Source organism: Bartonella sp. SD1336NMGDW (assembly GCF_042193565.1).
GTDB lineage: Bacteria > Pseudomonadota > Alphaproteobacteria > Rhizobiales > Rhizobiaceae > Bartonella > Bartonella grahamii.
The window spans coordinates 1-12,781 of the sequence record NZ_JBHILW010000021.1; the positions used below are offsets into that span (position 1 = coordinate 1).

Here is a 12,781-nt window from a genome sequence, read left to right on the forward strand (position 1 = left end):
ACCCAGCAATTGCCATCATGGGATAAGTTACTTTCATTTTCAATAAAACCGCCGAGGTCCCCCGCCTTAACATCATCGAAATCTCTTAGAGCACGAATGCGGTGTAAAGTAAGACCATCAAAAGTGAATTTTTCATTGGTAAATTCGTATTTTTTTGCAGGCTCTTGTTGATTAACAGGCGCGGTTTCATTTGCAATATTAGAGATAACGGGGGTGTTGTTTGATATAGTTGTCATAATTAAAACCTTGTCGTAATTAAATTTTCTATTGACAACCCTATAAGGGCGTCGGGCGCTAGAAAACACGGCGACAAGTCCGCTGCTTACATTTTTCTCATAAAGAGTATTGTATGGTGTAAACACACCCGACAAAATTCTCATATACTAACAAAAGTATAAAAGATAGCCAATTTTTTAAAGCTTTGGAAAGATTGTTTCGTAATCTATCCGCTTGTCGTTTCAAAGTGTTTTCTAATCACTTGAGTGTTCATATAACAAAATACGTATTTATTGTCAATTAATATTTTATCTTTTTTGATATTTTTTATGTTTTTTAAATTCATTATGTGTAAATATTTATCATGTTCTTATCAAGAGCTTATTTTATATTTATGTGCTTTTAAAGCTATATTATGGGCTTTATAAAACGATTGCGTTATTTTCTGAATCTATACATTTATAATATTTAAAAACGCTCTCATAATGCGTATTTTTATCTTTATAACCTATCAGTTTTTTTACTAAATGAATTTTAATTTTTTTTGTGAATTTTGTTTATAAGGGGCTTTAATTTAAACGACCTTAATAGCACCGCGCTCTTATAACAAATGCTTTCATTTGCATTTTTGCTTTCTCTATAGCTGTTATGTTCTTTATAGCCATGGCATCATTTTTCATGTTCATAAGAGAAATGATAAATAGGATAATTGTGATTTATTGCTTGTTATGAAAACATCTCAATAGAAACTGATCATTATAGAGATGAGCAAAATCCCTTTTAATAAACTTTTGTCAGTCTTGTCAGTTCTTTTTAGACCCTATATCATTTTTTTCAAATGAGAGAAAATTAAAATCATTATATTTCAAGTTGTTAAGTTTTATCTATTTTTCAAAAAAAACAACCTATATTAATAATACAACCTATAAATTCAACTAATGCTATATGTTTTTGTAGGTTTTTTTTGGGGGGGTAGAAACATTCAAAACCTATAAGTAATATAAGAAAATGAATATACATAATTCTGTTTAAACAAAGCTTTTGAAAAGGATAAAGCTATCATTTTAGATTACGATATAATCTTTTAAAGGCAATCCAAATAAGAGTATCTAAAAGTGCAAATGATTTCTTTTTAGAATAACGCATATAAGCACTCTTTTTAAAGATTGTATCTAATCAACTTAACAAGAGAGATATAGATTACAGTTATAAATCTATACCCCTTGTAAGATAGCATGCCTATAATGTGAGCATGCTTTTAAGTTATTCAGTTTCTATTATTTCTAATTTTGGTAGTTTTTTCACGATTTTCATTGTTTCCAAACTTACGGTAATAACCCTCTGAAACAACTCTAATGGATAAGCAGGGTTGCCAACAGTTTCAACAGCATAGCGATTAGCATCATTCACAATACCACTCTTTTTATCAGTCTTTACACACTGACGCCCCATAACCCATTCAAGAGCGGGTTTACCATTGACGATATACTCATAAGCTTCAAGAGGGATATCTGTTATTGTGATATTGCTGTTATAAAAAACAATCGATTTATCTTTTTCCTTACTATTCCCAGCGAATTTCATTTCTGTAACGTAATAGAATTTTTCGGGATTAGAGATCTCTGTAACTTTTGGATTACCCTTTTTAAAGGTCACTGGATAAGGTTCTACAGTTTCATAATTCACGTGCAAATGACCGAGTTCACGCCCTGCTGTCACAAATTTCCAAAAATCATCAGCACTCTTTACGCAAGGAATGCGAGGTAATTCTTTGCATAAATTATCAGCATAACGGGCGCGATAATCTTCCGAATGAAGTAAACCGTAAACGTAATAGAACAAATCATCTTTAGTGATAGTCTCATTAGGATAAGCTACTTTAAAATGTTCTAACCCTTCATCCGTAATGGCATCACGCCTTTGTAAACCAGCTGTTTTGTTTTCCTCTATAGAGTTTGTAAACAAATGGGATTGTTTCTCACTTTTATTTTTTGAAACCGTAGTATCTTCGTAAATATAGCGTGGAAAACATTGACCTTTTTCTATTGAATCTAAATTAGGCAAAGCTTTAGTCATCAATACAGAAAAGTCTTTCTTTGCTCCTATACCTGTAATTTGTATCACCTTATTATCAACCGCTTGTCTTATCGGGAATATCCGCGGCATTTGATAAACTGCTTCATTAAAGACGCTATTGTAATAAAGCCATTGTTGTGTAAAAGGACGGTATAGGCTTTGAATAAGGCATTTATCTTCAAATTCGGAAAATTTACCTCTTAATAATTCTCTCTTAAGAGTACTGCTCCAACTAATCTTTCTTACATCGGAATTGACGAAATCATTCACGACCTTTGCACGTGCTGTACGATCAGCATGTGAATAGGTATTATTTAAACGTTTTACCTCATTATTATAGAAGGCAGTCATGTTATTCATATTTTTCTTTACAGATTCACGGCTTGAGTTATACGTCCAAGCATCACGATTGGTTGAAACACCAAGAGAATAAGTTTCAAAGAGCTTTTTATCATGCCCCTTTTTGACACCCATAGCTAAGAATGTTTTGAAACTGTCATCACGTTGATCAAGCCAATCACTGTACTTATCTGGTGTAATTATTTGCCAACCTTGTTTGCTCCGTGTAATACCATCAATGCTACCAAGAGACTCTATTATTATAAGCTTTTCTTTTCTCGAGAGATAATCTCCAATATCACGGAAATATATTTTGCCACGCTGTTGAGATTCTGGATTTTTAACCAAAATAGAGATAGCTATGGGAGCTCGAGATCCTTCACCAAAAATGCCACCACTTTCCTTTTTACGTTGTTCTCCAGAAGTCCGTGCATTCCCCCGTAAATGGAAAATATAAAGGCTGCTAAATTCTTCAACGAGGCATTTGCGTAAACCATCCATAGAATGTCCAGTAATAAAACCGGCATTTGTGACAAAGCCGATTACCCCAGCATTATCAATACGGTCACTAGCCCAGCGGATAGCGCGGATATAACTATCATATAACTTTTGCGTACTAGTTGCTTTCGATTTAGCTATATAAGTCTCACGAATACGATCATCTAATATGGGATAAGATATATTGGGATTATTATCGTTTTCATTCTTTTGTCCTACCGAGTAAGGGGGATTACCAAAGATAACTTTGATGTTCAGATTTTTCTGGTGTTCTAAATATTCACTGTTTTCTTTGAGTATACCGTCTATCAAGTTTTTTTCTTTAAGCGTTTGAAACGTATCAGCCAAACCAATATGCTTGAAAGGGATATACTCACCTTTCATAAGACTATGATAGGTCGATTCAATGTTAATCGCTGCTATGTAATAGGCAAGCAAAACAATCTCATTGGCATGGATATCATGACGGAATTTATATGCCATATCCTCTGGTTTTATGAGATTCGATTGTAATAACCGTGTGATAAAGGTACCCGTTCCAGTAAAGGGGTCAAGTATAGAAACCCCCCGTGATCCTAGGCTTTTTCCAAATTCATTACGCAACACATCATCAACAGAATGAATGATAAAATCCACGACCTCAACGGGGGTATAAACAATCCCAAGCTTATCCGTGGTTTTCTTAAATGCCTTGGCAAAAAAGCTTTCATAAAGCGTAATAATAAGATTTTGCCTTGCTAAAGGCGAGGTAATCCCAGAAGCACGAAGCTTTACACTGTTATAAAACTCTTGTAATTCCTTGGATTCTTCCTCGATATTGGTTTTATCCAGTTCTGTTAAGATCCTTTCCATTGCTTGCGAAATGGCATTGTTTTGCACAAATTCATTTCCTTCAAACAAGGCTTCAAACACGGGACGCGTGACAAGATGTTGCGCTAACATCTCAATGGCTTCCTCTTGCTTTATTTCACTGTTTAAGTTGTTCTTTAATTCCTTATGAAATGCATCAAAAGCATGAAAGGCTTCACTGTTTTCATCAGCAAGCAGGTTTTGAAGATGCGTGATATGATTTTGAGCAATCTCAGCAACATTGCCTGCCCAATTTTCCCAATAATCCGCAATAGCAAATTTCTTTGCAATAAGGGTTTTCAAAGCATTGGGAAACTCTTTATAAAAAGGTAATCTTCCTGTTACGCTATGAATAATTTGTGGTTCATGAGCGGCTTTTCCAATCTCAAGCCCCATATGTTCTGATTTTTCATGGATATGAAGTTTATCCTCAACCGCGGTCATGCTCTTTAAGGCGACAATCTCCAAAGAATCACTAACATCTTGCCCCAAAATCATCTGGTTAAGGGTGATTTCAAAATTCTCATCATGAGCAAGCAAAGCATTGATCACTTTCCAGACCACCTTGTATCTCTTGTTGTAGCGTAAAGCATGTTCAGCAGAAACCCCAGCAGGGATCCCAACGGGTAAAATGATGTAGCCTCTTTTCTTGCCCTTTGCACGGCGCATGATACGCCCCACCGCCTGTATCACATCCACATAACTTTTACGCGGATGTAAAAACATAATGGCATCAAGAGCAGGCACATCCACCCCTTCAGACAGACAGCGAACATTGGTGAGCACACGGCAAGTATTTTCCCCCACATCTTCCTTAAGCCAATCAAGGGCTTTATTGCGCATTTTGGCACTTTGTGTTCCATCAATATGATCAAAGGTACACTGAAGAGGCGGGGTATCTTTATAGAGTTGATGAAGATTAAATAATTCTTCCTGTATTTCTTGAGAATTGAAGGTATCACGGATACGTTCAGAAGTTTTAATGTCTTTACAAAATGCTAAAGCCCGCCGCATGGGATTGGGGTCATCACTTAGATCAACTTTTAGATCTATTTTGGCAAGGGCTTGATAACAACCTATGATCTTGGTTTTATCATCAAGAATAAGTTCATAATTTTCATCGGTCATCAGATGTTGAATGGATTGACTTACTTCCTCTTCATTAACACCCAAAACAATAATCTTATAAGGTGCTAAGAGTTCATTCTGAACGGCTTTTGAGAAGGTATAGGTATAAAGCTCTTTTCCATAGAGCTCTTCATCATCCATAGAAGCTAGAACGGCATTGATCTCATCGGCTTTCTTTTTGGCATCATCGGTAAAGATCTTGGGCGTTGCTGTCATATACAGCCGTTTTTTACCTCGAATGATGCTGTTATCATGAACCTTGATAAATTCAGATTCATTGTCTTCAGTTCCCAATGAAGCCCCAGTGGTTCTATGCGCTTCATCACAGATGATCAAATCAAATTCGGGTAAACTATGGTCTTTTTGTGCATCCGAAATCACTTGGATTGAATGATAAGTGGAAAAGACCACGGTCATCAGATTATGTGAAACCTTACCCGCTTTACTAGCCAGTTCTTTTGCATCCGTGGTAGCCGGCAAGGCAAGATCAGAGCTATCAAATTCAAGAGCATCATTTTTATTCTTACGATGTTTTCCCACTTGTGTATCCGAACACACGGCAAAGGAACGCAAGGGTACTTCTGTATCTTCTGTCCATTCACGAATTGTTTGAGATATGAGAGCAAGGGAGGGCACCAAAAACAACACACGCTTGCCTGTTCCTGCTATGTGTTCTGCTATCTTAAGGCTTGTAAAAGTCTTTCCCGTACCACATGCCATAATCAGCTTGCCACGGTCTGCTTCTTTTAAACCTTCACAGACTTTCTCAAGGGCTTCTTTTTGATGATCTAAAAGCTTTTTTTTGGGTTGCTCTTTAAGAACGGCTTGTCCTTGTTTTTTATACGCCCCCCAATCGATTTGACTGTTCTCTAAATCAAAAAGGTTTATGCGTTGAATACGAACCTCTTGCCCCTCACAAGTTAGTTCAACATTGTCACTCCAATCTGTTTCGGTGCTATCAATCAGAATACGACGCGTGAAGATCTTTTTGCCAGAAGCTGCTATAAAACTATCAATATCTTCTTTTTTAATTATGTGAGAGGCATCATAGCATTTACATTGAATAGCCGCATAGCCACCTTCATCACGGACTGTAGCCACCAGATCAATACCAATATCAGTTCCATCTTCTCCATGCTCTTTAGCCCATTCACAATAGGTTTGAACCTTTTCGTATTCTTGCTTTTGAAGCGGGTCGTTTGTCAAATAAGCCATGATAAGGTTTTCAAACAATGTTCCTAATTCACGGGGTGATTTAGCTCGTTGACGATAATATTCTAAGAGAGAGCGTAAAGTGACGTGTTCATTATCAGAATGATGAGGGCGAAGCATAAAGAACAGACTCCATGACAATATATTCTATTGATTAATTCTCTTCAAAAGAATCGAAATGAAGTCAATTAAATCCATTTAGGATAAATAGCGAGTATCAGAAGAGGTAAAGTCATTCAAAAGCGGATAAATTTTTTTCAAAAGGTTTTTTAAAGGCTGTTTATCCACAGCCTATGAGAGAGAGCAGATCAGCAAAATAGTGAAATTTGCTATTCGTTTCACGGGTTAATCAAGATAAATATACTATGGGCTTTAAAATATCAGAATGAGTATTTTGATAGGTTTTATGATTCACTAAAATAATCTAGTTTGTCAGTTCAATTTACAGACACAAACTGACAAGTTTTAATCAATTCACATCATTGGTTATCTTTAAAGATTGTACTCTTGATATGAGTTATGTTTTAAAGATACTAACCTATTGAAATATAATGTTTTTATTTTTTTACCATTTGAAAAAAATGCTATAGGGGCTAGAATGAACTGACTAAACTGACAAAAATGACAAAACTCTTTTTACAAAGCCACTCAGATCATTTTGGGGGAGAAAGGTTCCTTGATGAGAATGCCATTAAAAGAGTTTTGCGTGATGTTTTAAAGACTTAAAAAGAGGTTTCTTTATTGTTTTATGTTGTTGCTTTTGACGAAAGGATGCCATTCATACCGTCTATCAGGACGCCGACCTAAGCCATTATTCTCTTCAGAAATTTCACGAATATAGTTACAACGGCATAAAAGCTCTAAAGCTTGCTTCACAGCTTCCTTGTCTTTTAAAGAACGCCAACACCGTCTATAGATATCCCTTGCTGTAAAAACATCAGATAAATGATTACAACGCTCGACAATTAATTTTGCACGCTCTGCTGTTATAATGTATCTCCCGCCGCATAAAGACGTTTGGTATGGCTTAGCAGATAACTTGTCCAACGCAACGCTGTTGTGATGGCATAGAGTCCAATTTCTAAACGACCAGTGTCAAGAAGTTCAAAAATCAACGCAAGGCTTGCTATGGTCTTTGGCATTTTTAAAAGATGCGATTGTAAGCTTTCTGAATGCGTACCTCCTTTTGCCTCTTTATGAAGATGCTCGAACCATTCATAAAACTTCACTTGTGCTTTAGGAGAAAAACGCATAATCAGTGGTTGTTCGGGAGACCCTAAGCGTTTATCACGAAAAGAGCGAAAAACTCCTTCATACTTTTGCCACCCCTCTTGATTGGGTGGTTTATCAACCAATTGCCACTCTTTATTGTCATCGGGCCAGACAATCATTTGAAAGCGTTGCAGTAAACCATTATCGTTTATTCCACGCTGTATTGCTTGAATGATGGGAATAATTCGTGAGGGTTGAATGCCTCCAATCATAGATAAAGTGACATGAGGGATAAAAATGGTTCCACGCTCGATACGGTCATAGGTAAATTGATCATCTTCATTAAAAGCCGTTAGATAAAAAGCACGGTCTGTTTGATATCCCTTAGGTTCCAGATTTGCTAAAAAACCAGACAATTCATCACGCACCATTAAGAGACCATGGGGGTTTCTTTTAAGAGTTCCCTAAGCTTTTCGACCATGACATCATTGATAATAAAACGTCGTTTACCAAGAGTATCATCATTATTTTTACGAGTAGAAACTAAGCGGTGTGCAAAGTGCATTATGCAATCATATTCGCAACATTATAAAAATAGTAATCTATCATTACTTACTGATACGGAGCGCAGTATTGTAGAAAATAATTTGCTTCAATTACTAAATAAATAAAAATACAGTTGATTAAGGAAACTTTTGCTTTGTATGAAGCACACGTAAAATACGCACAACGCCATTTGAAATATCATAAATCATGATATAATTTGGATGTACAATAAGTTCACGTGTATTTACAATTCGTCCTAAACGACCAAGAGTAGGAAGTTTAACAAGTTTTTCTACTTTTTCAGATAAAAGTTGATCAAACTTTAAGGCAGCAGAAGGATTATCTTGTGATATGTATTCACGGATCTTTTTGCGGTCAACGTGTGCTACTTGTGTCCAAATTAGCTTCATAAAGTTGATCTATCGAGTTTACTTTGTGTTTTTAGGCGCCATTCCTTTGCTTCTGCTTCGATTTCTTCAGAAGATATTATATCACCTGCATTAGCAGAATTTATCCCTAATTGAACTTGTTCCCGAAACCATAAATCGTATGCACTTTTTTCTTTTTGTTCTTTTACGATATCGCGCATATAATCGCGCAATAATTGTGCAGCAGATCTATCACACGCCTTTGCTGCTTTGGAAAATTCATTTTTTAATACATCATCGACGCGAAAGGTAAATGTCGTCTCAGCCATTTTACGACCACTTAATGTGTTACAAAGTAGTTCTAATGTAATGTATTTTTACTATTTCTTCAATAGGTACTATTAAAATAGATATTTTATATCTATTTTGCATTTTCATAGGGTTGAAAGGGACGCCTATAAATTAACGGGTTCTGATAACAACCCAGACAGCAGAGCCAGACCGGTTTCAATGCCCTCACAAATGACCAGATGTTTGGGATTGGCTTGACTTAAATGCACAGCGCCGCCTGTTACAGATCCCAACATTGAATGGCAAAGGAACCAGCCCCCTTAACAAGAGCAATCAACGCGGGCAATGTACCCCCAGAGGGGTGCGAACATTTGTCGTAAAAGCGTAAATCAGCAGGCAAATCACATGTAATACCCCGCATACGTAAATAGGTTTCTGCTAAAGTATTTTTGATTGGTTGGCATTGTTGCCAAATTGCTTTTACTCTCTCTGCTTTCTGTTTTGCTCGTTTGAGATCAGCACAAAACTGTTTTGAGAAAGAGAGCGTGTGATCATAAGCTTTATCAAAAAAGGCTTGTTTTCCAAGCAAGCCAATTCTCATGAGCGCTTGTATGATCTCTCTAAAAGAGCAGCCAGCATAACAATAGAGTAAAAGACGCCCATCATGTCCATTGGCAAGGGATAAGCTAGGCAGCCTATCATCATGAGCAGGGCAACGGGCTATTCCATAACGCCCATGCCAAGTACCACGCAAGGCACGTGTGATACCCCGCGCATTCTTAAAAGAACACATCATTTTAAATCCTATAACGTTGCGTCATAGGACGGATTGTGCTATCTCTAGGGTGATGAGTTTGAGAAAGCCTTGTCCGTCCTTACGTGACAAGGTTTTTTTATGCCGCGTCACTTTGACGTTGCTGTTTTGCTTGTTCGATTACATTCAAAAGATCCGATTGTAACCAACGGGATAAAAAACCAAATTTTAAAGGTTTTGGGAGAGAGCCATTGGTTACATGACGCCGGAATGTTGAGACACTCATATGAAGCAATTTTGCACTTTCACGGTCTGTCAAAAGAATATCATTTTCTGTCATACTAAAATCCTTTCTATCAAAAAATGGTAACAAATCATAACTATTTATTAACCACATTTTGGTTCATTTAGAAAGATGTTTTATTTATAGAAAACAATATTTTATCATACAATTTCTGATGTGATACGTGATGAATCTTATTGAGAAAGAATGAGAGACAAGAGAGAGAAAGTTATCCACAGATCATGGGGTTATTCACCCCATATCTTAAGATTGACCCGTGACATAAGCCGCCCATTTATCCATATAAACGCGGCGCTGTTCTAAATAGTCAGTACGACGATAGGCACGTTCTACTTTACCGCCGACCGTATGACTTAGAATGGTTTCAGCGACCTCATAGGGGGCATCGGTTGTTTCAGCAAGCCAATTGCGTAAACTAGAGCGAAAACCATGGGGGCAGGCATCAATCTTATTCTCTCTCATATACTTTGCCATACAACTATCAGCAAGGGGACCGCGACCGGTAGCAGAAAAAAAGAAATCATTGCGAGAGAACAAGCGCGCTTGTTTTAAGATTTCTAATGCCTCTGATGATAAGGGCACACGAAATTCTGTTGTAGCATCACGCAAACCTTTCATATTCTCAGCAGGGATAGTCCAGATATCTCCATCAACTTGATCTTTATGAATATGACACAAAGGATTGGTACGAACCCCTGTCAGAATAAGCAAACGCAAAGCCAGTTGTGTCATAGTTATTTTTTGACAAAGTGTTTTATAAAAAGCCGGCACATCTCTCCAATCCATGGCAGGTAAATTTTTGACTTTAAGGCGTTGTTTTCCTAATAAAAGATCAGTGAAATATTCCGTGATTAATGATTTGAATGGAGAGATCACGAATCTGTTTCAATGCGTTCAAAACCATTTTGATGATCTAGCCAAACGACTAGAATGGTTTGTTTGTTCAAGACAGTTGTTTTTTGAACTTGCGGCTATTGAACCAGAAAGCCTTTCCAAAGTTGAAAGAGCTGCTCGCTTTTTGTTTCTCCAACGTTGTGTGATGTATGGGAAAAAAGATTATGTCTCTTTTAGTTTTGGAAGAAAAAAGCCTACATTATTTAATCCCGATAAGCTTTTAGCAAGGATGCGGCGTGTTAGACAGAAGCTTCTTGATACGACGATCTTAAATTTGTCGTGGGAGCGAGTTGTCGAACTTTTTGATGCACCCGACAGTTTATTTTACCTAGACCCGCCTTATCTTGTAGAGAGGAGGTATTACAGCTCTGGGAATTTTGTTGAAGATGATTTTGTGAGTATGGCAAAAGTTCTCAAAAGCATCCAAGGAAGGTTTGTCTTGAGTCTGAATGATTGTGATGCGGTTCGAGAGATCTTTAGGGATTTTGATTTTTTAGAATTAGAGCCCCTTTGGACAGCAGGTACGGATAAAAAACCACCCCGAAAAGAACTCTTGATTCGCAATAATTGAAGAAAATCATAAAAAGATTTGTTAGGATCAGAAGAAATATTTCTTCTCTAATAGGACTTTTTTTGATGCTTACACCCTTTGGTAAAATTTTACGGAAACTTCGCATTGATCATTCAGAACGCCTCTTAGATATGGCTAAGAAATTAGACATATCTGTAGCATTTTTATCATCTGTAGAAATTGGCAAAAAGTCTGTTCCTGTAGGGCTAGAGGAAAAGATAATTGAACTCTATGCTTTAGATCAAGAGGTAGCAGAAATTTTGAGAAGAGAATCGGATGCTTGTCGTAAAAGTTTCACTATAAAGCCTTCTGATACATTCAGATGTGAAGCTGCTGGTATGTTTTCTAGACTGATAAATATTATTTCACAAGAAGATTTAGAACTATTAAAAAAATTATTAGAGAAAGCTGGCAAAAAGAATACGCTTTGTAAAGGAAAGTCTGAAAATCCTATTCCCGAACCTAATTATATGCTCCCTAACCTTAAAAAATATAAATAAAATCAATAGTTTATTGCAATTAAATTTAAGATTCGAATTCAGGTATCCCAGCCAATTCTAGTGAAATTAGTTAATCAAATTTCAGCTTGAGAGTGGATCAATCCCCTTAACCGTCTGTTGCTATTCATAGCAAGTCTGGTAAGCTGAAAAACACCTATTTGTAGCGGGTTAGCTCTAAATATGGTAAGGCTTTCTTTTACTATAGCTATCGCTCAGAGAACTCTTTTAAAAGATTCTTTTCTATAAAACGAGGGGTAAATGATTTATGCGCACTTGCTTTAGAAAAACTATTTAGCTGGATTTTTTGCTCTATAGCAACACCAGCGGGTAATTTTCCGTATTCCACCATCTTCATTACGTCGAACAGCGTAGCAATAATGCTGATTAGGAAATACATGCCGCTGCATGTCACGTACCATACCAGCAGCATGTCCATAGGGTGCCACACAATCAATAAACCACATATATTCTCCGCCTTGCCAATCCGCATCGGACAAAAGCTCTCCCTTTTCAAGCATAGATTGATGATTTTTTTCATCTAAAAAAGCCCAAGTGATAAAGGCGCAAAATTCTCCACGTTCATTTTTATAGAGTTTATATTGCCCAGTCTGTAAAGCTGGTCCTAAATTTCGGTCTATATCCCAGATTCGCCAGCGGCGGTATAAGGGAGATGTAAGCATTAAAACAACCATAGCTCCTAACGCTGTAAGAGGATCTATGAGTGAAGGTGATGAATTTTCATTTACAGACATTATCTTTCCTTTAGAGATTGTTCTAAAATTTTGGTGATAGGTTCAAAGAAATAAGAAATGAGCCGTCGTTTTGAGGTAATGACATCTGTTGTCACAGTCATGCCAGGGATAAATTTAAGTTGTTTGTTATTCAAAGTGATGTGATCTTGGTCAATTTTGATTAAAACAGCATAGACACCATTAATTTCTTTATCATAGCGCGCTGTAGCGCCTACATTAACGACTGTACCGTGGATAACACCGAAACGTTCAGGTGGAAAGGCAGAAAACT

General features: G+C 36.8%; 7 protein-coding genes and 5 pseudogenes. 2 read left to right on the top strand and 10 right to left on the bottom strand.

Annotation, left to right across the window (positions count from 1 at the left end):
• The 8 genes and pseudogenes from ACFIKH_RS07985 to ACFIKH_RS08020 form a co-directional block, all read right to left on the bottom strand.
• A pseudogene (locus tag ACFIKH_RS07985) lies at positions 1–236 on the bottom strand (hypothetical protein); the annotation flags it as partial.
• Positions 237–1,479: 1,243 nt separating this feature from the next.
• Positions 1,480–6,438 (bottom strand): DEAD/DEAH box helicase, encoded by a 4,959-nt coding sequence (locus ACFIKH_RS07990; RefSeq protein WP_375671429.1) that lies wholly within the window; start codon positions 6,436–6,438, stop codon positions 1,480–1,482.
• Between the two features lie 618 nt (positions 6,439–7,056).
• Positions 7,057–8,053, bottom strand: a pseudogene (locus ACFIKH_RS07995) (DUF3987 domain-containing protein); the annotation flags it as partial.
• Between the two features lie 160 nt (positions 8,054–8,213).
• Entirely contained in the window at positions 8,214–8,486 is a 273-nt protein-coding gene (locus ACFIKH_RS08000; protein WP_004856836.1) for a type II toxin-antitoxin system mRNA interferase toxin, RelE/StbE family, read from the bottom strand.
• Complete coding sequence (locus tag ACFIKH_RS08005) at positions 8,483–8,773, bottom strand: CopG family ribbon-helix-helix protein (protein ID WP_208439813.1); 291 nt, start codon at positions 8,771–8,773, stop codon at positions 8,483–8,485. Before ACFIKH_RS08005 ends, ACFIKH_RS08000 begins: the two co-directional genes overlap by 4 nt.
• Before the next feature lie 129 nt (positions 8,774–8,902).
• Positions 8,903–9,531 (bottom strand): annotated as a pseudogene (locus ACFIKH_RS08010) (virulence-associated protein E); the annotation flags it as partial.
• Positions 9,532–9,628: 97 nt separating this feature from the next.
• Entirely contained in the window at positions 9,629–9,829 is a 201-nt protein-coding gene (locus tag ACFIKH_RS08015; protein ID WP_007347209.1) for an AlpA family transcriptional regulator, read from the bottom strand.
• Positions 9,830–10,036: 207 nt separating this feature from the next.
• Positions 10,037–10,621 (bottom strand): annotated as a pseudogene (locus ACFIKH_RS08020) (tyrosine-type recombinase/integrase); the annotation flags it as partial.
• Positions 10,622–10,640: 19 nt separating this feature from the next.
• On the opposite strand from ACFIKH_RS08020, the gene ACFIKH_RS08025 reads away from it, so the two are divergent.
• Both ACFIKH_RS08025 and ACFIKH_RS08030 read left to right on the top strand, forming a co-directional pair.
• Positions 10,641–11,258, top strand: a complete 618-nt coding sequence (locus tag ACFIKH_RS08025) for a DNA adenine methylase (RefSeq protein WP_375670527.1) — start codon at positions 10,641–10,643, stop codon at positions 11,256–11,258.
• 65 nt (positions 11,259–11,323) lie between these two features.
• Positions 11,324–11,758: a helix-turn-helix domain-containing protein gene (locus ACFIKH_RS08030; protein ID WP_375670526.1), complete on the top strand. Its 435-nt coding sequence runs from the start codon at positions 11,324–11,326 to the stop codon at positions 11,756–11,758.
• Positions 11,759–12,045: 287 nt separating this feature from the next.
• Here the strand turns inward: ACFIKH_RS08030 and ACFIKH_RS08035 are convergent, their stop codons facing one another.
• Together ACFIKH_RS08035 and ACFIKH_RS08040 are read right to left on the bottom strand one after the other, a co-directional pair.
• A complete protein-coding gene (locus ACFIKH_RS08035; RefSeq protein WP_375671430.1) occupies positions 12,046–12,510 on the bottom strand; it encodes a toxin-activating lysine-acyltransferase in 465 nt (154 codons plus the stop codon).
• A pseudogene (locus ACFIKH_RS08040) lies at positions 12,510–12,781 on the bottom strand (HlyD family type I secretion periplasmic adaptor subunit); the annotation flags it as partial. The pseudogene ACFIKH_RS08040 and the gene ACFIKH_RS08035, both read right to left, overlap by 1 nt.

Excerpts from the sequence above, each read along its gene's own strand:
- ACFIKH_RS07990 (WP_375671429.1), bottom strand. The coding sequence starts at position 6,438 with ATGCTTCGCCCTCATCATTCTGATAATGAACACGTCACTTTACGCTCT.
- ACFIKH_RS08000 (WP_004856836.1), bottom strand. The coding sequence starts at position 8,486 with ATGAAGCTAATTTGGACACAAGTAGCACACGTTGACCGCAAAAAGATC.
- ACFIKH_RS08005 (WP_208439813.1), bottom strand. The coding sequence starts at position 8,773 with ATGGCTGAGACGACATTTACCTTTCGCGTCGATGATGTATTAAAAAAT.
- ACFIKH_RS08015 (WP_007347209.1), bottom strand. The coding sequence starts at position 9,829 with ATGACAGAAAATGATATTCTTTTGACAGACCGTGAAAGTGCAAAATTG.
- ACFIKH_RS08030 (WP_375670526.1), top strand. The coding sequence starts at position 11,324 with ATGCTTACACCCTTTGGTAAAATTTTACGGAAACTTCGCATTGATCAT.
- ACFIKH_RS08035 (WP_375671430.1), bottom strand. The coding sequence starts at position 12,510 with ATGTCTGTAAATGAAAATTCATCACCTTCACTCATAGATCCTCTTACA.